Here is a 23,233-nt window from a genome sequence, read left to right on the forward strand (position 1 = left end):
GATGAAATGGATTCACACGGCCGATTGGCATCTAGGTAAGATTGTTCATGGTCGTCATATGACAGAAGATCAGCGAAATATTTTATTCCATTCGTTTTTACAAATCGTCGATGAGGAGAAGCCAGATGCAGTCATCATTGCAGGTGATTTGTATGACCGGGCCGTCCCACCCGTCGAGGCTGTCGATTTGCTCGATGAGATGTGGCGAGAGTTGGTGTTGAAGCGAGAAATCCCGGTCGTCGCTATCGCGGGAAATCATGACTCAGCGGAGCGTCTCGAATATAGTTCAAAATTGTTGAGACAAGTAGGATTACATATCATCGGTAAATTAAACCCAGATGCTGGTCCACTTGAAGTGGCCGGAATTCCGTTTTACCCAATCCCGTTTCTTGAGCCGGCACGTGTTCGGCACATACTAGGAAACGAAACGATTCGCACGCACCATGACGCATTAGAGGCTGTCATTGAAGCATATGGACCGATTGAGAAGAATGCGGTCTCAGTGGGCCATAGTTTTGTCGCAGGAGGACTTGAGACCGACTCGGAGCGCCAGTTATCGGTCGGTACCGCCGGACAGGTCGCGAAAGGGCTCTATGACCCGTTCTCATACACGGCTCTTGGACATCTACATAATCGTGATGCAATCCATTCAGAACGGATTGCATACAGTGGTTCTCTCATGAAATATTCTTTCTCTGAGGTCAATCATGAGAAATCGGTAGATATTTTGGAATGGGACGGACACTGGAAGCGTAGACGTCGAACGTTGACGCCAGAACGGGACATGAGACAGCTCGCAGGAACGTTGGATGAGTTACTCGCACCTTCGTTTTATCAACAACAACAAACCGATGATTATTTGAAAATCGTGTTGACCGATGACAAAGCACTTTTTGATCCAATGGCAAAGCTTCGGACCGTTTATCCAAATATTCTTCATCTTGAACTGGAGCTGTTACGACGCCAAGAACAGACGTCCACATTTGAACGGGAAACGCTAGAACGACAATCCGTCGAAGAGGTGTATCTACAGTTCTTTGAAGCTGTACACGACCGAACGGCCTCGGATGCCGTCAAACAAATGATTGAAGAAGGTGATGTCAGATGAGACCGGTCGAATTGAAGATTCAAGCATTCGGACCGTATGCGGAACGAGAAACGATTGACTTCACACAATTAGTTGGTCGCTCGATGTTTGTCGTGAGTGGTCGGACGGGTGCAGGGAAGACGACCATCTTTGATGCGATGACGTTCGCATTATATGGACGGGCCAGCGGGACGCTGCGCAATGCGAGTGATTTCAGAAGTCAATTCGCACAACCTGAGTTGAAGACGGAGGTCGACTTTTCGTTTACGATTCGCGGTGACCACTATCGAATCGTGAGACAACCTCAACAACCTCACCCGAAAAACAAGACACCGATCCCACATGAGGCCGTTCTTTATGAATGGGAGGATGGTTGGAAGCCGATCGCGACAAAAGTGAACGAGGTTCAAGAGGAAGTCGAGTCGATTTTACAACTTTCATATGAACAATTCAGTCAAATCTTGTTACTCCCTCAAAACCAATTTAGACAATTGCTCGATTCGAACTCAAATGAGAAACAACAAATCTTGCAATCTATTTTCAAGACGGAGGCGTATCGTGCTTTCCAGGAGAAGTGGGCAGAACGTCTCAGCACATACCGGAAACAAGTTGAATGGGCAGTCGAACGAACAAGACTTAAGTTGTTAGAGCTCGAAGATGAAGCGATTGAAGAAATTTCGACGAAATCGATTGATGTAATCTATCAGTGGCTAGACGAGCGCGAACAACGTTTGATTACAACTGTTGAGTCCGCAACAGAACAGAAACAGGATCATTCGAAGAAGCTCGAACAGGCGCGTACCGAATTAGAACAAGCGAAAGCGCTTGTCAGTTTATTTCAAGAACAGCAAGAAACCTTGCAAGCTCTTGATTTATTTTTAAAAGGCGAGACAGAACGAAACGAACGTCATGAGTTGTTGCGACAATTAGAGGCAGCAGCGAACATTCGTCCAGTCTATGACCGATTATTAGAAATGAAGAAACATGTTCATCAACTGACGACGGAAGAACAAGCATCTTCTAAAAAACTCGAACAATTACAACAAAAGCAATCTTCAATATCTGAGCAGCAATCTGCAATTGAAGAGAATAAACAAGAAATCTTATCCCTTCAAGAACGACTTCGGTTAATTGATGAGATGTTACCCCGAATGAAAGAGCGGGCAGAATACGTAACATTACGTGAACAATTGATGAAGCGTGCGACGGAATTAAGCACCTTTTCCAAAGAGGCTCGACTCCAAGAACTTCAAGTCCACGAACAACAATTAGTGAAAACGTTGTCGATTGAACCTGAAGAACGTGCAGTTGATGCGGAGCGACATGTCGACCGATTGATGTATTTGGTCAAACTTGAGACGAAGGTGAATGAGTTTTCAAATCAGCTCGCCACTTGTGAGCGGTCCGGAAAAGAAGTGCAGCGACTGCATGCCATCCAGCAAGAAGTGATGGCGAAGTACAATCAACAAGAACAAATGAATGCGGCAAAACAACTGAGTGAAACCCTTCAAGAAGGTGAGCCTTGCCCTGTATGTGGTTCACGTCACCATGATGTCCCACAGTTCGAAGACTTGCTTGAATCTATGGAAGAAGAAGGGGAGGCTAAGGCACGTCTTGAGGAATTGACGACTCAATTGATTGAAGCGAGATCCGATTATCGTTCGCTCCATTCTCAGCTTGAAGAGGCACGACGAGAATTTGATGAGGTTTCGAAAGATATTCAGGTGGATGGATTATTATCAGAAGAAGTCAAGAAATGGCAAGCGCATATGGATCGTCTACAACGTGAAGAGCGAACGCGTCTCGAGAATGAACGAACGCTTCGTCAATTAACCAGTGAAATGAGACAACTTGAAGAAGAGCGACGTAACCAATTTGAAGAACGTCAACGTGTCCTCACAGAACTCGAAGCGATACAGCAAAAACTGAACGCGCTCGGTCAAACAGAGGAAACAACATTAGAAGAGTTACAGACCGAGCGGACAAATCGACAACATCGTCTCGCCATACTTACGAAAAAAATTGAAGCGTTCGACCATGACTTTGAAATCGTCAAAAAGGAAACGTGGAAAGAAGAAGAGCGACTTACTCTATTGCGCCAACAACTCGCTGAGGCGATGGAGCAATACGATTCACAAAAGACGACCTGGAATAAGCAATTAGAAGTCGCACAGTTGAACAAAGAGCGGTACGAACAACTAGCTGATCGAATCGATCAGCGTGCGAATATCCGCGAGAACTTACAACGTGAAGAAGAGGAAGGCGTCCGGTTAAGACACCGCATCCAGATGATTGAGGGGAAATTAGGAAATGTAGCACAACCTGACCTTCAGTTGATTGAAACGAAGGTGAACGAAGCCAAGGAACTATACGAGCGAGCATCAGAACACCTCATCACCTCACAAGAAGCCTTGTCTAGACATCGGCAAATCGTTTCCGAGTGGAATACACTTCGTAAGGAGACAGCGCGAGAAGAACAAAAGTTAGAAACGATCAAATTGATTGCAGAAACCGGAAAAGGCATCAATCCGCAAAAGATGACGTTTGAAACATATGTACAAACGGCGTTCTTTGACCAGATTTTACATGCGGCGAACATTCATTTGGACCAGATGACAAGCGGTCAGTTTCGACTAGAGCGAAAAGTGGAGACGGCAAAAGGGAATGCTAAGTCCGGACTTGAACTTCTCGTATTCGATGCGTACACCGGTCAATCACGCCGTGTACAAAACCTTTCCGGAGGGGAAGGTTTTAAAGCGTCTCTCTCACTCGCGCTTGGATTAGCAGAAGTGGTGCAACAGTTGAGCGGGGGTGTGAGTCTTGAAACGATGCTCATCGATGAAGGATTTGGGACGCTTGATGCCGAATCTTTAGACCAGGCAATCGAATTATTGATGTCGCTTCAGGCGACAGGTCGACTTGTCGGGGTCATCAGTCATGTTCAAGAATTGAAAGATCGCGTCGATGCCCGAATCGAAGTGAAAAAATCTAGAAGCGGGTCAACGATCCAGCTGATTGTGGAGTGATCGAAATGAAACAGATGGTGACGAAGTCAAGTCTCATCAATCATTTGAAAGAAGCAGGAATTCAACGAGGAGAGTCTTTATTTGTTCATACCTCGCTTTCAAAACTCGGATGGGTATGTGGTGGTGCGCAGACTGTAATCGAGGCACTGCAAGAAGTGGTGGGACCATCAGGACTTCTTATGATGGCGACCCAAACCGGAGACAATTCAGATCCGGCTGAATGGGAGGCACCACCTGTTCCGGTTGAGTGGTGGCAGACGATTCGTGCCGAAATGCCGCCTTATGAAAAAGAAAAGACATCAACCCGTGGGATGGGGCGTGTCCCCGAACTGTTTCGGAACTATCCGAACGTTTATCGAAGTGCACATCCGATGTGGTCAGTCGCGGCATGGGGTGAAGAGGCAAAAACAATTGTGTCTGGTCACTCGATTGACGTTGGCTTCGGTCCAGGTTCACCAATCGAGCGAATGATTGAACGAAATGCACGTGTTCTACATCTCGGGTCGCCACTTGAAGCAACGACACTCTGGCACTATGCGGAGTATGGGATTGATGGTCCTACAAAAATGTTCGGTTGTGCTGTAATCGAACAAGGCGAACGTGTGTGGCGAACGTTTGAACATACAGATGTAAATAGTGATCCGTTTGGTGCAATCGGTGAAAATATCGTCAAACAGAAAGATGTTCATATGTTTACCATCAATGATGCGACGTGCTATTTGATTCCAGCTAATACATGGGAGCCAGTGCAACATGCGCTCATCGCACTTCGAAGCTGGTTAAGATAATGAATGTAGAATCGAGGGGAAGAAATAGATGAATCGTTGGATGAAACTGTTGAGTATTGCGACTCTAGTCATCTTACTGGTGGCCGGATTGGCAATTGGCGGGATCTCGGCACATATCGGTGACCAATTAACATCACCTGAGCGAGAGACGTTGACGTACACGCCGAAGTCACTTGGATTGAAGTATGAGAACGTGACCATTCAATCAGAAGAAGGGCATGATTTGTATGGGTGGTGGATTCCCCATCCTACGCCACGTGCGACAATCGTATTTGCTCATGGGTATGGAAAGAACCGAGAACAAGAAGATCTCCCGTTAAAAGAGTTGATTCCCGAGTTTCATGAGCAAGGATATCAATTTTTAACGTTCGATTTTCGTGGTTCTGGGATTTCAGAAGGAGATCGGGTAACGGTCGGTGCGAAAGAACAATCAGACTTACAAGCTGCCATCCAATACGCAAAAGGTCGATCAGAGGGTCCGATTGTACTTTACGGAATTTCTATGGGAGCGGCGACGGCCCTCTCTACGGCAGATGATGTTGAGGTAGCCGCAGTCATCGCAGACAGTCCGTTCAGTGATTTACGGAACTACCTTGAGACAAATCTCCCCGTATGGAGTGATCTCCCGAACGTTCCATTCACACCCGTCATCATGACAGTGACCCCTTGGTTCACTGGACTGGATGCGGATGTTGTTTCACCGATTCAAGATATCAAATCAATCGAGGCACCGATTTTATTGATTCATAGTAAAGGAGACGATGCGATTCCTGTCTCAGAAAGTGAAAAGCTTGCGAGCGCGCAGGATGGTGTCGAACTATGGGTGACGGAAAACGATGGTCATGTCGGATCGTATCAATCATTCCAGACCGAATACCGTCAAAAGATTTTCGATTTTCTAGAACGATCATTGTGAGCAAAGGGGCGCAATTGGGCCCCTTTTTGATATGATTGCAAACGAGAACAATGAAAGAAGGGTGCAAAATGGACTTATTACAACTATTACAGTTTCTCTTGCTCGGTACATTGATCGGGATATTGAGCGGCTTCTTCGGAATCGGTGGTGGCATCTTGCTCACGCCACTCCTCCTTGTTTTCGGTTATGAAGCAAGTGCGGCGATTGCACTTAGTCTCATGTTGACGCTCGGTTCGACGACGGCAGGGACAATCTCGCACATTCGTTTACGAAACGTGAACGTGTCACACGCGTTATGGATTGGTGTGTTCGGGATTGTCGGGACTTGGATTGCCACTCCGCTCGTCTTTTACTTAGAAGGGGTGGACGGCGCGACACTGATCATCTCACTCGTCTACATTGCGTTACTTACGTACTTTGCGATTTCATTCTTCCGGTCGAAACAGCATGTCGAAGGGAGTGTCGGGACAGCTTCTGTACCACGACTTGGGATCATCGGTGTCTTTGCAGGATTTATCTCTTCTTTGATGGGGGTAAGTGGGGGCTTTGTATTGACGCCGCTCCAAGTCAAGCTACTGAACACTGAAATGAAACGAGCGGTCGGAACGAGTATTTCAGCAGCTCTCCTCATCGTAATATCAGGCGTAATCAGTTATGCCGTGGCAGGTGCTGAAACGAATTACTGGCATGGACTCGCATTAATCGCAGGTGCGATGATTGGATCTCCGTTTGGAGCCAAACAGTTGCAACGTTTCAGTTCGCAACATGTCAAAAAAGCATTAGGTGGATTTTATGTCACGGTCGCATTTAGTGTGGCGCTCAATTTAGTCGGATGGAATACAGCCTCACTTATATTACTTGTCACACTAGCGCTTCTCTTTATCATCACGCTCATCATTCGACCACGCAAAAAATAAACCCCGTCTTTGGACGGGGTTTTAACGTCTAGCGATATGGTCAATGTTTTCTTGAATCTCTCCAACTTTCGCTTTTGCTTCGCGGAGTCTGCGCTCAAATGCTTCTGTGTCACGTTTCTCATGAGACGACTTGTCAACTCCTTGACGTTGCCCTTTGTCAGAGCGTTGATAAAAGTGGGTCGCTTTTTGTAAGCGTTTTTTAAACGTCGAGTCGCTCATAGGGACACCCCCTTCCATACTTCATTTATTCCACATATGGAAACGGGCGAAACGTTCGAACGTTTAAGATGCTAAGGAACGACGAACTTGAACGTTTTGAGAAATTTTCACAGCTAAGATCGCAGCAAGTACGGCTTTGAGTGAATCTCCAAGAATAAACGGGATATTCACCTTGAGCGCATCAATGAACGACATACCGAGAACGATCTCGAGTCCGATGCTTCCAAGTAGGTATACAAGCCCCAAACCGAATAACAAGTTGTAGCCAATCAATGCTGGGAAGGAGCGATGGCGCTCGCTGAACCAGCCAATGAAGAAAGCGGCGATTGGAAATCCAATTAAATATCCGACGGTTGGTCCAACGAAGGGAGCAAGACCTCCTTGACCACTCAGTACGGGAAGGCCGATCAAGCCGAGTAGGAGGTAGACGATGACTGCCAAAAATCCTTTTCGTGCACCGAATACGCCGGCGATTGTCATGATGGCCAGTGTTTGAAGGGTAATCGGAACGGGTCCGATCGGTATTTCGATGAAACCGATACTTGCGATGAGTGCTGCCCCGAAGGCAATTTGAGTCATGTCTTGAATCTTCATATGTAAACCCCTTTTCAGTTAACGTTAACAATATAAAAGTTAACATGAGTTTATAGAGTTGGCAAGTCATTTCTTGAGTCTAGGTCAACAAAAAAACCTCGTCTCAGCAATCATACTGAGACAAGGGTCATTAAGAAGAAGGTATGACATTCATACATGCCGAAGCTTCTTTCAACTGTTCGCGAACGGCATCAAAGCCTGTACCGCCATAACTATTACGACGCGCGACCGCTTGTTCAGGGGTCAAAGCGTGATACACATCCTCTTCAATCAAGTCAGAATGTGTTTGGAACACAGACATTGGGAGTTCACGTAAATATAAGCGTTCATCGACGCAGTATTTGACGAGTTTCCCAGTTACTTCATGCGCTTCACGGAACGGCATACCTTTAGCCGTCAAATAATCAGCAAGTTCAGTGGCGTTTGAAAAATCGCGCTCTGTTGCTTGCTTCATCGTGTCTGGATGGAACGTCAATTCGTTCATCATCCCGGCCATAATGCTGAGTGAGCCTTGAACAGTCTTAACCGTGTCAAACATGCCTTCTTTATCCTCTTGCAAATCTTTATTATAAGCGAGCGGAAGTCCTTTCATAAGCGTCAACAATCCCATCAAGTTTCCGATGACGCGTCCCGATTTTCCACGTACGAGTTCAGCCATGTCTGGATTTTTCTTCTGTGGCATCATACTCGATCCGGTAGAGAATGTATCGGACACAGTAATGAAGCGGTATTCTTCACTAGCCCAAAGAATCAACTCCTCACAAAAGCGTGAGAGGTGCATCATAAGCATCGATGCGTTCGACAAAAATTCGAGAATAAAATCACGATCACTCACAGCGTCTAAGCTGTTCGGATAGACGCGATCAAAACCGAGAAGTTCAGCCGAACGGGCTCGGTCAATCGGGAATGTCGTCCCAGCGAGCGCACCGGCTCCAAGTGGAGACCAGTCAATTCGCTTCAAACTGTCTGAGAAGCGTTCTTTATCGCGTTCGAGCATCCAAAAATAGGCGAGTAAGTGATGTGCCAAAGAGATTGGCTGTGCACGTTGGAGGTGCGTATAGCCAGGCATAATCGTCTCTACGTTTTCTGAAGCGTGTGCATGCAACTCACGTTGAAGTGATTCAATCAATTGAATCACTTCTTTCACACGTTCTTTCAAGTAAAGATGCATGTCTGTCGCGACTTGATCGTTACGGCTACGTGCCGTATGCATTTTCCCGGCAACCGGTCCAATTTCTTCATGAAGCAAAGCCTCTAAATTCATATGGATGTCTTCATGATATACTTCGAACGCCAACTCGCCAGCGATGGCCTTCTGCTTGAGTTGTTGTAATCCTTCAAGGATTTGAGTGACTTCCTCTTTTGAAAGGATGTTTTGGTCTCCGAGCATCATTACATGTGCCATGCTACCTTCTAAATCTTCAAGGACGAGTTGAGCGTCGAATTCAATCGAGGCGCCGAACGCATCGACCCAATCACTGGCCGTCTTTTCAAAACGCCCTCCCCATAATTTACTCATGAATGAACGCTCCTTTTTCCATCAATACCTCTGACTGAACTTTTGTCGGCAAGCCCCAAAGCTTGATAAATCCGACAGCGGCTTGTTGATCAAACGTGTCCGCCGAAGTATATGTCGCAAGCTCCTCATCATATAGTGAAATCGGTGACTTACGACCGTCTACGATTGCTTGGCCTTTGAAGAGTTTCATCCGAACGGTACCTGTGACAGTCTGTTGTGTCTCATTGATGAATGCGAGTAGTGCTTTTGTGAGAGGTGAATACCACAGTCCGTTATAAATCGTCTCAGTCAATTTTTGTTCGACGATTGGTTTGAAATGAGCCACTTCACGTACGAGTGTCAATGCCTCAAGGGCCTTATGGGCCGTGATCAGCGTCATGGCGCCAGGAGCCTCATATACTTCACGTGATTTGATGCCGACGACACGGTTCTCAATGTGGTCGATTTTACCGACACCATGCGCCCCGGCGACGATATTCAACTCTTTTAAAATATCTGTGAACGATTGGTTCTTCCCATTGATGGCTATCGGTACCCCATTCTTGAATTCGATTTCAATATAAGTCGGTTCATGAGGTGTATCTTCAAGTGCTGCTGTTAACTCATAAGCACTTTCCGGCGGTGCCGCCCAAGGGTCTTCTAAAATGCCACATTCAATCGCCCGTCCCCAAATATTTTGATCAATAGAGAAAGGTTCTTCTTGAACGATTGGGATTGGAATATTGTGTTTTGCCGCGTATGCAATCTCTTCTTCACGTGACCATTTCCATTCCCGTACCGGTGCAACGATTTCAAGTGATGGATCGAGTGCATGGATGGACACTTCGAAACGAACTTGGTCGTTTCCTTTTCCTGTACAGCCGTGGGCCACAGCGACTGCGCCTTCTGCTTGTGCCACTTCGACCAACTTTTTCGAGATGAGTGGGCGTGATAAAGCAGATACGAGTGGATATACACCTTCATACAACGTATGTGCCTGCATCGAGTAGCGTGCGAAGTCGCTCACGAATTCATCGACAGCGTCGATGACGATTGACTTTTTAGCCCCGACTTTCATCGCTTTTTGTTGAATCTTCTCTAAATCTTTTCCTTCCCCAACATTTAAACATACCGCGATGACATCATATCCTTGTTCATCCAACCATTTGATTGCAACCGATGTATCAAGTCCACCTGAGTAAGCCAATACGAGTTTCTGTTTCAAAATGTAAGCACCCCTTATGAATAATTATTAATTTTTATTTATAAATATACGACTTAGTGTAAGGGATAATACACAATGTGGCAACCTTTTTTTGAAAATAAAAATGACCACGAAAGATATTCGTGGTCATCATTGTTCGATTGTAAGCCCTGGTAACCATTGCGACATATGTTCGCTGACAGGGGAGAAGAGCTCTGGTTTTGCTGATTTTAACGGGACGACTTCATAATGTCCTTCTGATGATTTCTGTGTAAATGTTGGATAAAACATCGGATTTTTTAATTCGAACGTTGAAACATCGTCTTTCGTCGTTTTGACGACGTCAATCCCAATGATTCCACCCGTATTGCGATCATCGCCTTGTTGTCCAGATAGGAAGTTACCGAGTGAATACACGACGAATGTTTGATTGCCATCAGCTCCCTCAAGCATCTTCGGTGGTTGTAGGACATGAGGATGGTGACCGATGATGATGTCGACGCCGAGATCTGAAAGAGTTTGAGCAAGCTCAGTTTGACTTTCGTTCGGTAACGTTTCGTATTCTGTTCCAAAATGTAAGGATACGACGGTCAAATCGGTAGTTTGTTCTGCTTTCTCGATTTCAGGGCGCATTTGCTCGAGGTCGATATAGTTGACGTGGTATGGCTGTTTTGGAATCACGCCGTTCGTTCCGTACGTATAGGCTAAAAAGGAAAAGGAAATCTCGTTCGCGGTCAATGTACGGATGTTTGCCTTATCTTCAGAAGATAAGAAGGAACCGGTGTAAGGCATTCCGATTTCATTCCAGTGACCAATCGAATTCTCAATCGCACGAACCCCGCGATCTAGCGTATGATTGTTCGCCGTCGTGACTAAATCAATTCCGGCACGTTGCAAAGCATCGCCAATCTCGAATGGGCTGTTGAAAGCCGGATAGCTCGATAACCCGATTTCGCTCCCGCCAATCATACTCTCTTGGTTAGCGATTGCGAGATCCGCTCGTTCTAAAATCGGTGCGACTTGTTCGAAAGAAGGGTCAAAAACATATTCGTCATTGACACGGGCTGCGTTGTATACCGAATCGTGTAGCAATACATCACCAATAGCATAGATGGATGCCGTCGTGACGGTTGGCTCAGGTTCGGAAGGAGGCTCTTCTATAGGTGTCTCGACGATTGGCTCTTCGGTTTCAACTGGGCGTTCTTGATTTGTCGATGAAGATTGACCACAACCGAATAATAGAATTAGGCCTGAAGCGAATGTGAGATGAGAGATGGTTTTAAAGGGTTTCATCAAAAATCTCCTTTTCAAAATGGAATTAATCTCAATATATATAGTATTCGTTAAAAATCTATAAAACTCCTTGTACATAAAAATGGCAGGTCAAGAAGACCTGCCGAGAAGATTATTTAATATGTTCTTTCACCATGTCACGCATTTGGTCGAATTCACGTTGAATGACCTCACTTGGTGGAGGCGTCATCAAACTAACGACATAAATGGCGAGTGCAGACAGGAAGAATGCTGGAATCATCTCATAGAGCGTTCCGAACGTTCCAAACAATGAAGCAGCATAGTTCTTCCAAAGGATGACGACAAATGCACCAGTCAACATCCCGGCAAGGGCGCCTTGACGAGTCGTCCGTTTCCAGAAAAGACTAAATAGAATGAGCGGTCCAAACGATGAACCGAATCCTGCCCAAGCATAACCGACAAGGTTCAAAATTGTATCATCTGCATCGAGCGCAAGGACAATTGACACGACCGATACGAGAATAACAGTGATTCGACCGACCATGACGAGCTCACGGTCTCCAGCGTCTTTACGGAAGAATTTTTGATAGAAGTCCGTCGTTGCTGCACTAGATGAGACGAGTAACTGTGATGAGATCGTCGACATAATCGCAGCGAGTAAAGCTGCCAACAATACCCCGGTCACCAGGTCATGGAACAATAAATCCGATAGGTTAATAAAAATATTTTCAGGATTATCGATTGTCAGCCCTTGTTGCGTGTAGTAGGCAAGCCCAAACAATCCGGTCGCCATCGCCCCGACGACGGTGAAGACCATCCATGAGATGCCAATACGACGTGCCGTTTTTATGTCTTCCAATTTCCCGATTGCCATAAAACGAACGATGATGTGTGGTTGACCAAAATAACCGAGACCCCACGCAAATAAAGAGATGATTCCAATGAGCGATTGTCCCGTCCATGGATTGAGTAACGCTTCATCGATATCCCGGACCGTATCTAATGCGTTCGACACACCATCTGTCGCCATGATAGCGATTGCCGGTACAAAAATGAGTGCGAATAGCATGATGAGTCCTTGAACAAAGTCTGTCCAGCTAACGGCTAAAAATCCGCCGATGAACGTATACAAAATGATAATCGAAGCGAGAATAATGACACCCGTTACGAATTCAATGTCGAAGACGGCATTGAATAGTCGACCACCTGCAACGAACCCGCTCGTCGCATACAACGTAAAAAAGATGAGGGTAACGGCCGCAGAAAAGGAACGTAACAACCCTTTTGAGTCTTTGAAACGCTTCTCAAAAAAATCTGGAATCGTGATCGCATCATCCGATATGTAGGAATAAATGCGCAATCTTGGAGCGACCAACAACCAGTTTAAATAGGCGCCGATTGTCAACCCGATGACAATCCATCCACTTGAGATCCCGGTTGCGTACATCGCACCAGGTAATCCCATTAAGAGCCATCCACTCATGTCAGACGCACCGGCAGATAGAGCCGCGACACCGGGACCTAGTGCCCGCCCACCTAACATATAATCGCCAATACTGCTTGTTCTTCGATACGCGATGATCCCAAGTAAGACCATCAGTGCCATGTATACGACAATGGACACTAAAATTCCGTTCATCTACATCCCCCCGAAAGATAAAAAATATGAAAACGTTTTCAGTGATAGAGTATCACTTTGTCAAAATATTGTCACAACAATAGGGGAGATGTAAAGATTTTTTTGATAGCTGGTCTTAACTTATCGAAATGCACAAGAGACGAGATGGTCATTGACGAGGCCGGTCGCTTGTAGGTGGGCATACACCGTGGTCGGCCCTAAAAATTTGAACCCGCGTCGTTTCAGGTCTTTACTCAATCGCTCAGACAGTTCCGTCGTTGCAGGAACATCCTCCAGTCGATTCCATTCATTCACGATAGGTTCATGATCAACGAATGACCAAATGTATGAATCAAATGAACCGTATTCTTCTTGTAGTTTGATGAACTGTTTCGCATTATTGACGGATGCTTCGATTTTTCGGCGGTTTCGGACGATGCCACTGTCTGTCATCAATCTTTCGATATCTTCTTCCGAAAAACGAGCTACTTCGTTCACATCGAAATTTGAATACGCGGAGCGATAATTTTCACGCTTTCTTAAAATCGTGATCCAACTGAGTCCAGCCTGTGCACTCTCGAGGGTCAGACACTCAAAATGTTTTTGGTCATCATGGACAGGTTTGCCCCATTCCTCGTCATGATAGCGGACGTAGAGTGGATCAGTGCCGCACCACGGACAACGAAATAATTCTTCCAAATCAATCAACTCCTTTTTTCATAAGTGTAGCATGTCTCAGTGGTTATCCCTTAAACAGGATGGGTATAATGTGTGGGAATGGAGGCAGCGATATGAGTGACTGGATGATTTCGATAATCGAACAATACGGATACATAGGAATCGCGTTCATGATCTTCATTGAGAACGTCTTTCCGCCGATTCCTTCTGAAGTAGTCTTGTTATTTGGTGGGTTCTTCGCTGTGAAGACAAACTTGTCGATTACACTCGTCATTGTAGCTTCGACGGTCGGAGCTATTTTAGGGGCAGTTTTACTATATGGACTCGGTCTCTTATTCGATGTCGAACAGATTGAAAAGTGGACGAAGAAATATGGGAAGTGGATTCGGCTTGATATTAACGATGTCAAAAAAGCAGATGCTTGGTTCGATCGATACGGAGGGTGGATGGTCTTCTTTGGGCGATTGATGCCGGTCGTTCGAAGCCTCATCTCAATCCCGGCAGGTATGTCGAATATGCCATTCTTAAAGTTTTTGCTTCTCAGTACTGCCGGAACAGCGATTTGGAACACATTCTTGGTCTTGATCGGAATGAAAGTCGGTGAGAACTGGCAAGATATACTTGCCTACCTAGATGCCTATTCTTATACGATTTACGGTCTGTTGCTCGTTAGTGTGATCGGATACCTCATCTGGCGAAAAAAACGACATGCTAAAAAGACAGTGTAAGAATGAATGAGAGGATAAAACAGGCGGACCGAAAATTCGGTTCGCCTGTTCACTCTTCATTTTTCTTTTCTGGTAATACTTTTGTAAGCGTCTTTTCCGTCTTTTCGGCCAAGTATTCCGAGAATCGAAATAAAATGATTCCTACAATGGCTGACACGAAAATATAAAGACCGACAAACAAGTTGATGGCCCCGTTTGAAAGGGCGGTAAACAAGATGGAGAACTCACCACGCGGAGCGAGAGAAAACCCCGCCTCATTCGCCTGGACACGAGATAACCCGTAAATTCTTCCTCCGACGCGACCGACAATCCACTTCGACAAGACGCCCCAAACAATCAAGACAAAGAATAAGGTGTTAACGATGACACCTTTCTCCAAGTTGATTGAAATTCCGAATGAAATAAAAAAGATTGGGAGAAACAAGTCACGAACGGGGACCGTCAAACGTTTGAGCGGACGAACGTCATGGAAATCCGCAAGCATGATTCCGGCAATAAACGCTCCTAAAATCTCAGATAGACCAAATACCATACCGATTCCGGCGAAGAAGAGAATGAGTCCGATAAGCCCGATACTCGCATCATCCTGACGTAAAAGGTGTTTCGAGAACTTCTGTTGTTTCGACACAAAGCTCGATCCGATAAACAATAATACCCCGAAAATCAGAAATCCTGAGAATACTTTCCCGATATCTGTCATGGCGACCGGTTCCTCTTGAATGATGAATGGCGCAATCGTCAATAAAAGTGGTGCGAATATATCTTCAAAAATAAGTAGAGCTAGGACGAATTCTTTAATATCTTCATGTTTTTCGGAGTGGCGCTCAAGTAGTTTCGCTGAGATCGAAGAGCTCGTCGCGTATAGAACGGCACCAATTAAGAAGGCGCGCGGAAAGTCCAATCCAAACAACAAGGCGACTCCGAATGAGACGCCGAACGATAGGACGATGTCTAATACGCCTGCTTTCCAAACTTTTCGCATTCGCTTCCACAATTCGCGTAACGGAAACTTTAACCCGAGCAGGAAAAATAAAAGGATGATTCCGATTTCACCGGCAATTTTGAATACTTCGTTTCCGTCCCAGAAAAAACCGACCCCAACACCGATGGCGATAAACGCTAAAATGCTTGGAAAGTATAGACGTTCAATCAGGAGGCTGAAGACGGAGATAAGCGTGAGCGCCAGTCCGAGCAACACGATGATGTTCAATCCATCCATAAGTCATCTCCTTTACCTAGAAGTGTTACCTTTCCATTTGATTCCACTGATACTCCATACCGACTGATTCTGGACGTGAATAATCAAAGCCGAACTGACGATACAAGCCATCCGCAGGAATATCGGCAATTAGACTGACAATGGCCGTCTCATCTGCCTCTTTTAGAATCCACTCCATTAAATTCTCCATGATTAATTTACCAAGACCCAGTCCTTGGCATTCTGGATCGACGACGATGTCGACTAGATGAAAGACCATTCCGCCGTCCCCAACGACACGCCCCATCCCGACAATCTCATCATCTAAATATAAACAGACCCCAAATAGCGTGTTCTTGAGTCCTTTGACCGTACTTTCATCTGAGCGTCGAGGCATCCCCGCCTTCACACGCAACGACTGATGTTGCTCCGGTGTCGGTGTCTCAACTTTTACAGTAACTTCATTGACCATACTAAAATCCCCCTCTACAACAAGTTAACATTACTTTCCCGCTATATTGAATTAGTAAACCTTGATTTATGAAAATAGCTGTCGGCATAATGGGAAGAAGACAGGAGGAATATCGGATGATACAAGGTCAATCAATCTTGCCGGCGATACGTGATATGCGCGATTTAGAACGATTTTTATCGAGTGAACTTGAAATAGGAGTTTTACTTGAAATTCATATGAGTCGATTAGAACCTATTTTTAAATTATTAGAAAAGCATCAGAAAAAAGTCTTTATTCATATGGATTTAATCCAAGGAATGAAAGCGGATGAATTTGCGACTGAGTATGTCTGTCAAACGTATCGACCGTTGGGAATCATATCGACAAAAGGGAACGTGATTGTACGGGCAAAACAAAATCATGTGTTGACAGTACAACGGTTGTTTTTAATTGACTCGACATCATTGGATAAGAGCATCCGACATATTGAACGGTCAAAACCAGACTACATCGAGGTCCTTCCAGGAATTGTTCCGAAGTATATCCGCCGAGTACAGGAAATGACCGGTATACCTGTTTTTGCAGGAGGGTTGATTGAGACGATGGAAGAAGTGAATGCAGCCCTTGCCGCTGGGGCAAGTGTGATCACGACCTCAAATCGTAAACTGTGGACTGAGTAACCCACATTCGGGTATACACTCTTCTAGGAGGGATGAACAGATGAAAGACATTATGATTATTACAGGTGTCACGCAAGGGATTGGCTATGCGCTCGCTAATGCGTTCGCAAATCAATATGAAGTTGTGGGATTGGACATTGGTGAAGACCCGAATATAAAAGGGGTGTCCTTTTATCAAGTTGATCTTGGGGAAACCGAAGCGCTAAAGCGGGTATTCGAAGACGTAAAGTCACGTTTTGGACATGCTCATGTGTTGATTAACAACGGGGGGGTCGCCTCACTCGTCAAACCGATTGACGAACTTGAAATCGATACGTTCAAACGAGTCATCGACGTTAATTTAGTAGGAACGTTTACTTGTGCAAAATACTTTTTGGAATTAAACAAAGATGAGTCATATGGTCGCATTGTCAATATGGCCTCGACACGTGCTCTGCAAAATGAACCACACTGGGATGCGTATGGGGCCTCTAAAGGCGGGATTGTCGGTTTGACCCATTCGCTTGCCATCTCATTGAGTGATCGACCAGTAACCGTGAATGCGATTAGCCCGGGTTGGATTCATACATCAGACGAAGCGTTACGAGAAGTCGACCATCGTCAGCATCCGTCTGGCCGTGTCGGCGAACCGGATGACATCTTCCGAGCGGTACGGTATCTGATTGACCGAAACAATGACTTTGTTAACGGTCACAATCTCGTCGTCGATGGTGGGATGACGAAGAAAATGATTTATGAAGAATGATAAGACTATATACCTAATTTAAGAAAGGTATTAGGTTATTTGTGCCTAATTCCGGGTATGTATTAGAAGAGTTTTCATCCGGAAGAAGGGGGAATTGCCATGAACCCGCTTGTAGAAGAAGCGCTTCGCTTTTCATCGATTCGTCATGGAGGGCAGCACCGGAAAGGGTCATCGATTCCATATTTATCACACCCGTTTTCGGTTGCATTGTTGCTCGAAACGGACCACCAACCACCAACGGTCGTTGCAGCTGGACTCTTACATGATTTAATTGAGGATACGAAAACGGATTCTCAAGAAATCTTGACTAAATTTGGTCCGGACGTATTACGCCTTGTACTTGCCGTTTCTGAGAAGAACCGTAATCAGACATGGGAACAACGAAAACAGATGACTCTTGAGCACATCTCATCTCTTCAATTCGATGAGGTCGCACTCCTCGTGGCAGATAAGCTACATAATCTTCGTTCCATCCGCTATGATTTAGAGATGGAAGGGATGACGGTGTGGCAACGTTTCAAACGTCCGATGCGAGATCAGTCTTGGTACTATCATCAGTTGTTACATGCGTTCGAACCGTTTCGTAGCTCAACAGATCTCATCGGTTTGTATGAACAGGAGCTTCATTCTTTATTTTACGGACAAAAAAATACAAAAGATCAAAAAGTGACAAGACTCTTTGAATCGATTCTCACCCATTTTATCGATGATGAATGGGTCCAAGAGACGGCACCACTCTGTCAAACCGCATATGAATTGAAGGAAATTGTTGCTCGTACGGCTGTGAATGATGAAGAGATTGAGGCGTTTCGACAGCAACTAGAGCGAGCGGGTTGGACTTATCCGATGCCACCGCCTCAGTTAGCCGCGATGCAAGAACTTGGTTATCGGACGGCTATGGACGCATCGGATTTTGTCACGATCATGCGTCGCTCGATTGTCAACTAGACAGGTTCATGCTATAGTCAAATGGAAGATAAAAAGGGGAGTAGCGACCACGATCGTGGTCGATGGGTCGTCATTACAGTGCGCATGCACTCGGTCCATCGAGCTTTTACAAGTCCGCAAGACCTTTTTATGGGCGTTTTTGGCGTCCATAAAAGGGTCTTTTTTGTTTACCCAAGGAGGAGAAAAAATGGTATTTGTTTATTTCTTATTAGCTGCGGCCATCACGGTCTATGCCGCAATCAAGTTGTCCACCTACGCCGATGTCATGACAGAAAAGTCAAAAATGGGCGGGATGCTCGTCGGTACCGTTTTGTTGGCAGGAGCGACGTCACTACCTGAAGTGACGACGAGTATATCGGCAGTCATGATTGATAACCCAGACATCGCTATCGGAAACATGCTCGGGTCTAACTTGTTCAATATTTTTATTTTAGCGATGTTCGATTTGTATTTCCGTCAAAAGCAACTCTTTAACTATGCGAGCCGTGATCATCTATACACGGCAGGACTTGGTCTTCTGCTGACCGTGACGACATTGGTCGCCTTGATTGTCCGTGTCGATATGACGTTTATCGGAATCGGTGTCGATGCACTTCTAATTGCCATTCTTTACGGTATAGGGATTTATTATATCGGGAAGCAACCGAAAGAGCCGGTCGCTGAGCATGAAGTGGAAGAAGAGGTCGTTGTTAGTAAGTATGAAGATATCACGTTGAAACGAGCTGGTTTCGGATTTTTGATTGCGGCAGTCGTCATCATGGCAGCCGGGACCGCACTCTCTATCACGGGAGACCAAATTGCCGTCGTCACGGGACTCGGTTCTAGTTTCGTTGGGAGCTTTTTGATTGCCGCATCGACATCATTACCTGAGGCGGTTGCCGTGTTCATGGCGCTCAAGCTTCGAAACGTCAACTTGGCATTCGGTTCGATTCTCGGAAGTAACATCTTTAACATGCTCATTATCGCCATGTCGGACGTCTTCTATCGTAATGGTTCGATTTTGGCAGACGTATCGACGTCACACCTTGTGTCGGCGGTCGGGATTACGATTCTATCGGTTCTCGTCATGTATAGCATTCTCCGACAAAATGTCACGTCGAAGGTACGTTACGTCATTCCTTCGCTTCTCGTCGTTGTCGTGTACTTTGTTTCGTCGTACTTGATTTTCATCGGGTGAGTTCATGCATCAGTCTCAGGACTGGTGCATTTTTTTTTTGAGAATGCGAATCCGTTGCTTCGGGTATAAGGGAATTGAAGGAGGGGTGGCGATGCAAGTGCAAGAAGTAGAAACACGCCAAGCGTATACGATTTTGATTCCGGCCTACAACCCTGACGATGCACTCGTCACACTCGTGGAAAGGCTGAGGGCGAGCGGGTTTTCGACCATCGTTGTGGTCAATGACGGTAGTGATGAGTCGACGGTAGGCATATTTGAAAAGGTGGCATCATTTGTTGACCAAGTGCTAACGCACGAACAGAATCAAGGAAAAGGGGCAGCTCTGAAGACTGGACTACAGCATATTGCAGAGACCTATCCCGACAAGTTAGGTGTCATCACGGTTGACGCCGATGGACAACATTTACCTGAGGACGTCGTCAATGTGTATGAGGAGGGGGTGAGTAAGCCGCATCATCTGATCATGGGTTGCCGTGACTTCAGTGGGGATAAGATTCCGCTCCGAAGTCGATTCGGCAATCAGGCGACACGACTCGTCATGTTGATCGGGAGTGGATTGAAGTTAAAAGATACTCAGACAGGACTTCGTGCCATCCCGATGCGATACGCACGACAACTGATTGACATTCCGGGGAATCGATATGAGTTCGAGATGAATATGCTGACGTTCACAAAGCGGTTACAGGTTCCGATTCAACAGACGACCATCCAGACGGTATATGAAAACGAAAACGTTTCATCCCATTTTAGACCGATTTTAGATTCGATTTTAATCTATCGTATGTTTTTGATGTATTCGGCATCGTCCGTCGCTTCATTTCTTGTTGACGTTGGGATGTATGCAGGTTTTATCTTTTTATTATCACCGTACTTCGATACGGCTCATGTCGTCATCGCGACGGTCATCGCTCGAATTATCTCCTCTCTATTCAATTATTTCGTCAATCGGAAAGTCGTCTTTCATTCAAAAGCGCGACGATCACTTTCCAAATATTTTTCGCTCGTCGTTGTCCAGATGGCAACCTCGGCATTGTTGGTCTATCTTCTTTTTCTTCTATTTAGGCAAGGAGAAGTCATCCTAAAAATTATCGTCGACAGCTTTCTCTTTTTTGTCAGTTACTTTGTCCAAAAACGATGGATTTTCAAAAAATAACCGGTCATGGGCTCATGACCGGTTTAATATGCGAGTGTTCCTGCTTTGACGGACGTATAGCGATGTAGCTCTCTCGGGCTTGTAATGCCGGTTTTCTGCATCATATCACGCATGAGTAGAGCGCATACGCGAGCGTCTTCTGCTGCATCATGATGAATAAAAGGCACGTTCAGATATTCTGCCATCGTGTTCAACTTGTGGTTCGGGAGTCCAGGGTACAGTTTACGTGACAATTTGACAGTGCACCCGTACTCAATTGTAGGGAAATCGAATAGATCATATTTCAAAATTGCCTTTCTTAAGGCACCCATATCAAATGAGGCGTTATGTGCGATGACGAGGTCGACTTCTCGTAAAATCGGGTAAAGAGAGGCAAGTACTTCCGGTAACGCAGGGGCATCCCATACGTCACTCGGACGAATGCCATGAACCCGTATGTTCCCCATATCAAAGTCTTCCTCTGGATTGACGAGTCGTTGATCAGTTTCAATCACTTCTCCATTTTGCAGGATGCTCCACCCGACAGAGCAGATGCTACGGCTATCTCGATTAGCGGTCTCCACATCGAGAGCGAGAATGGTATGATTCATAATTTACCTTCTTTCTTTTGCAATAAAAAAAGTCTAACAGAAAGTTAGACGAATGTCGTGCTTAAGCGGCGACGAGGGTACGGCAAGCTTCGGCACAGCGCTCGCACGCTTTTGCACAAGCCTGACAGTGGTCATGCAAGTGACGGCCACATTCGACGGCACATGTATCACATACCTGAGCACACAAGGCAACGATTGGTTTAGAGAAGGCCGAATCTGTTTCTAAGGCATTTAAAGCCAACGTACAAATGTCTGAGCATTCTCGTGTCAGTCGAATGCATTCGGTAAACATGTGTAAATCCTCTTCTTGTAAACTTTTTGAGAAGCAATGGTTGCATGCGCGCATACATTCAATTACGCTCGCCAATGTTTCTTCTACAGATGTTCGTTCCATCAAAATTCCCCCTTATATGAAAAAGTCTATCTTTCATTACCCGTTCACAAAGGGGTTGAATCGCCGAGCATCAATAAAAAAGTCACATCTCTTAAGAGATGTGACAGATTAATGGAGCATAGGGGGCTCGAACCCCTGACCTCTACGCTGCCAGCGTAGCGCTCTCCCAGCTGAGCTAATGCCCCGTTCGAAATCATTATATCATCGTAGTATTCGACATGGCAATTCTCTTTTTCAATTTAGGTTTATAAAATTGGAGACGTGGGAATTTCATGTTAGACGTTATATTAAGAAAGCAGGTGTGCTTTATGGAAATGATTCTTTTGGCACTCTTACCGGCACTCATGTGGGGAAGTATTCCACTCATCGTGTCGAAAGTGGGAGGAAAACCGATTCAGCAGTTAATCGGAACGACCATTGGGGCGATGATCATGGCGGCCGTGATTGCCCTCGTATTCCGACCGGAGTTCACGACACTCGCCATCGTGACCGGATTTATCTCAGGGGCGTTCTGGGCGCTCGGTCAATATTTGCAGTTCCAATCGTTCCAAATCCTAAGCGTCTCCAAAGCGATGCCAATCAGTACGGGAATGCAGCTCGTCGGGACGTCTCTCTTTGGGGTCATCGTTCTCGGGGACTGGCAGACGACGACAGAGCTATGGTTAGGGTTCTCAGCGCTTGTCTTGATTATCATCGGGGCGACCATGACTTCGTATCAACAGAAAAAAGACAAAGATAGCGCCGGTGCGTTGAAAAAGGGGTTACTCGTCTTATTCGTTTCAAGTATCGGTTACGTCACGTATGCGGTCTTGACGAACTACTTTGAAGTAGAAGGCATCACCGCGATTCTTCCACAATCGGTCGGGATGTTCATCGCAGCACTTCTCTTCAGTATCCGTGAGAAGGACGTGAAGAAAATCGATCCACGTACGTTCAAGAATATTTTAGCCGGGATTGCCTGGGGAATCGGGAACTTCGGTCTCTTCGTCTCGAGCGGAGAAGTGGGGATTGCGACTTCCTTCGCTTTATCTCAATTGAACGTCGTTGTGGCGACACTCGGTGGGATCTATCTCTTAAAAGAGGAGAAGACGACAAAGGAACGCGTCTATGTCTTTATGGGAATCGGCTTGATTGTCGTTGCCGGATTTATGCTTGGGATTGCCAAAAGCTAAATTTCAATGATGAAATGATAAGAACCTTGAATGCGCACTCGTGCTAGCGTGCCATTCAGGGTTTTTTTGATTACCGATATTAAGGGAGAGCAGGAGATGATGTGACCGATAGGGAAGTAATCTCATGTTGCGTTCGTCATATAGGAGGGGCAGCGCATTCGTGATTGATTAGAAAAATGTAGAATAAAGGGGAAA

At 45.7% G+C, this 23,233-nt stretch carries 23 protein-coding genes and 1 tRNA gene; 12 read left to right on the top strand and 12 right to left on the bottom strand.

Annotated elements, in window-relative coordinates; all coding sequences use genetic code 11:
* The first annotated feature begins 1 nt into the window (after position 1).
* The 5 genes from KNP62_RS02100 (at position 2) to KNP62_RS02120 (ending at position 6,734) form a co-directional block, all read left to right on the top strand.
* Positions 2 to 1,108: an exonuclease SbcCD subunit D gene (locus KNP62_RS02100; protein ID WP_214782625.1), complete on the top strand. Its 1,107-nt coding sequence runs from the start codon at positions 2 to 4 to the stop codon at positions 1,106 to 1,108.
* On the top strand, positions 1,105 to 4,113 hold the full coding sequence (locus KNP62_RS02105; protein ID WP_214782627.1) for an SbcC/MukB-like Walker B domain-containing protein: 3,009 nt from the start codon (positions 1,105 to 1,107) through the stop codon (positions 4,111 to 4,113). Before KNP62_RS02100 ends, KNP62_RS02105 begins: the two co-directional genes overlap by 4 nt.
* Before the next feature lie 5 nt (positions 4,114 to 4,118).
* Positions 4,119 to 4,901: an AAC(3) family N-acetyltransferase gene (locus KNP62_RS02110; protein ID WP_214782630.1), complete on the top strand. Its 783-nt coding sequence runs from the start codon at positions 4,119 to 4,121 to the stop codon at positions 4,899 to 4,901.
* 28 nt (positions 4,902 to 4,929) lie between these two features.
* Complete coding sequence (locus tag KNP62_RS02115; RefSeq protein ID WP_214782633.1) at positions 4,930 to 5,817, top strand: alpha/beta hydrolase; 888 nt, start codon at positions 4,930 to 4,932, stop codon at positions 5,815 to 5,817.
* Positions 5,818 to 5,885: 68 nt separating this feature from the next.
* Positions 5,886 to 6,734 (top strand): sulfite exporter TauE/SafE family protein, encoded by an 849-nt coding sequence (locus tag KNP62_RS02120; RefSeq protein ID WP_214782636.1) that lies wholly within the window; start codon positions 5,886 to 5,888, stop codon positions 6,732 to 6,734.
* Between the two features lie 21 nt (positions 6,735 to 6,755).
* Here the strand turns inward: KNP62_RS02120 and KNP62_RS02125 are convergent, their stop codons facing one another.
* The 7 genes from KNP62_RS02125 to KNP62_RS02155 form a co-directional block, all read right to left on the bottom strand.
* Positions 6,756 to 6,953 carry a hypothetical protein gene (locus KNP62_RS02125; protein WP_214692645.1) on the bottom strand — a complete coding sequence of 66 codons (198 nt, stop codon included), beginning with the start codon at positions 6,951 to 6,953 and terminating at the stop codon, positions 6,756 to 6,758.
* 63 nt (positions 6,954 to 7,016) lie between these two features.
* Positions 7,017 to 7,547: a biotin transporter BioY gene (locus KNP62_RS02130; protein WP_214782639.1), complete on the bottom strand. Its 531-nt coding sequence runs from the start codon at positions 7,545 to 7,547 to the stop codon at positions 7,017 to 7,019.
* A gap of 130 nt (positions 7,548 to 7,677) precedes the next feature.
* Positions 7,678 to 9,066, bottom strand: coding sequence for an argininosuccinate lyase (gene argH, locus KNP62_RS02135; RefSeq protein ID WP_214782642.1), 1,389 nt, complete (start codon positions 9,064 to 9,066; stop codon positions 7,678 to 7,680).
* On the bottom strand, positions 9,059 to 10,273 hold the full coding sequence (locus KNP62_RS02140) for an argininosuccinate synthase (RefSeq protein WP_214784047.1): 1,215 nt from the start codon (positions 10,271 to 10,273) through the stop codon (positions 9,059 to 9,061). Before KNP62_RS02140 ends, argH begins: the two co-directional genes overlap by 8 nt.
* Before the next feature lie 126 nt (positions 10,274 to 10,399).
* On the bottom strand, positions 10,400 to 11,542 hold the full coding sequence (locus KNP62_RS02145) for a CapA family protein (RefSeq protein WP_214782645.1): 1,143 nt from the start codon (positions 11,540 to 11,542) through the stop codon (positions 10,400 to 10,402).
* A 112-nt stretch (positions 11,543 to 11,654) separates the two neighbouring features.
* Positions 11,655 to 13,142 (bottom strand): sodium/proline symporter PutP, encoded by a 1,488-nt coding sequence (putP, locus tag KNP62_RS02150; RefSeq protein WP_214782648.1) that lies wholly within the window; start codon positions 13,140 to 13,142, stop codon positions 11,655 to 11,657.
* Positions 13,143 to 13,262: 120 nt separating this feature from the next.
* Positions 13,263 to 13,820 (bottom strand): DNA-3-methyladenine glycosylase I, encoded by a 558-nt coding sequence (locus tag KNP62_RS02155; RefSeq protein WP_214782651.1) that lies wholly within the window; start codon positions 13,818 to 13,820, stop codon positions 13,263 to 13,265.
* 92 nt (positions 13,821 to 13,912) lie between these two features.
* Between KNP62_RS02155 and KNP62_RS02160 the strand changes: the two genes are divergently transcribed.
* Positions 13,913 to 14,527 (top strand): DedA family protein, encoded by a 615-nt coding sequence (locus KNP62_RS02160; protein WP_214782654.1) that lies wholly within the window; start codon positions 13,913 to 13,915, stop codon positions 14,525 to 14,527.
* Positions 14,528 to 14,576: 49 nt separating this feature from the next.
* On the opposite strand, the gene KNP62_RS02165 is transcribed toward KNP62_RS02160, so the two are convergent.
* Complete coding sequence (locus KNP62_RS02165) at positions 14,577 to 15,746, bottom strand: cation:proton antiporter (RefSeq protein WP_214782657.1); 1,170 nt, start codon at positions 15,744 to 15,746, stop codon at positions 14,577 to 14,579.
* Between the two features lie 25 nt (positions 15,747 to 15,771).
* The gene (locus KNP62_RS02170) at positions 15,772 to 16,197 is read right to left on the bottom strand and encodes a GNAT family N-acetyltransferase (RefSeq protein ID WP_214692631.1); all 426 of its coding nucleotides are present in this window, start codon (positions 16,195 to 16,197) and stop codon (positions 15,772 to 15,774) included.
* A 116-nt stretch (positions 16,198 to 16,313) separates the two neighbouring features.
* Between KNP62_RS02170 and KNP62_RS02175 the strand changes: the two genes are divergently transcribed.
* From KNP62_RS02175 to KNP62_RS02195, 5 genes are all read left to right on the top strand, one after another.
* Positions 16,314 to 16,859, top strand: coding sequence for a glycerol-3-phosphate responsive antiterminator (locus KNP62_RS02175; RefSeq protein ID WP_214782660.1), 546 nt, complete (start codon positions 16,314 to 16,316; stop codon positions 16,857 to 16,859).
* A gap of 40 nt (positions 16,860 to 16,899) precedes the next feature.
* A complete protein-coding gene (locus KNP62_RS02180) occupies positions 16,900 to 17,604 on the top strand; it encodes an SDR family NAD(P)-dependent oxidoreductase (RefSeq protein WP_214782662.1) in 705 nt (234 codons plus the stop codon).
* Positions 17,605 to 17,703: 99 nt separating this feature from the next.
* Positions 17,704 to 18,552: an HD domain-containing protein gene (locus KNP62_RS02185; protein WP_214782665.1), complete on the top strand. Its 849-nt coding sequence runs from the start codon at positions 17,704 to 17,706 to the stop codon at positions 18,550 to 18,552.
* A gap of 187 nt (positions 18,553 to 18,739) precedes the next feature.
* Positions 18,740 to 19,729: a sodium:calcium antiporter gene (locus KNP62_RS02190; protein WP_214782669.1), complete on the top strand. Its 990-nt coding sequence runs from the start codon at positions 18,740 to 18,742 to the stop codon at positions 19,727 to 19,729.
* Positions 19,730 to 19,820: 91 nt separating this feature from the next.
* Complete coding sequence (locus KNP62_RS02195; protein ID WP_214782672.1) at positions 19,821 to 20,882, top strand: bifunctional glycosyltransferase family 2/GtrA family protein; 1,062 nt, start codon at positions 19,821 to 19,823, stop codon at positions 20,880 to 20,882.
* 23 nt (positions 20,883 to 20,905) lie between these two features.
* Here the strand turns inward: KNP62_RS02195 and KNP62_RS02200 are convergent, their stop codons facing one another.
* The 3 genes from KNP62_RS02200 to KNP62_RS02210 all read right to left on the bottom strand — a co-directional run bounded on the left by KNP62_RS02200 (position 20,906) and on the right by KNP62_RS02210 (position 22,051).
* On the bottom strand, positions 20,906 to 21,472 hold the full coding sequence (locus tag KNP62_RS02200) for a 3'-5' exonuclease (protein WP_214782675.1): 567 nt from the start codon (positions 21,470 to 21,472) through the stop codon (positions 20,906 to 20,908).
* 61 nt (positions 21,473 to 21,533) lie between these two features.
* Positions 21,534 to 21,866 carry a four-helix bundle copper-binding protein gene (locus tag KNP62_RS02205; RefSeq protein ID WP_074033158.1) on the bottom strand — a complete coding sequence of 111 codons (333 nt, stop codon included), beginning with the start codon at positions 21,864 to 21,866 and terminating at the stop codon, positions 21,534 to 21,536.
* Between the two features lie 112 nt (positions 21,867 to 21,978).
* Positions 21,979 to 22,051: transfer RNA gene (locus KNP62_RS02210), tRNA-Ala, on the bottom strand.
* 123 nt (positions 22,052 to 22,174) lie between these two features.
* On the opposite strand from KNP62_RS02210, the gene KNP62_RS02215 reads away from it, so the two are divergent.
* The gene (locus KNP62_RS02215) at positions 22,175 to 23,038 is read left to right on the top strand and encodes a GRP family sugar transporter (protein WP_214782678.1); all 864 of its coding nucleotides are present in this window, start codon (positions 22,175 to 22,177) and stop codon (positions 23,036 to 23,038) included.
* Positions 23,039 to 23,233: the final 195 nt, after the last annotated feature.

Source organism: Exiguobacterium sp. s183, assembly GCF_018617655.1.
GTDB lineage: Bacteria > Bacillota > Bacilli > Exiguobacteriales > Exiguobacteriaceae > Exiguobacterium > Exiguobacterium aestuarii_A.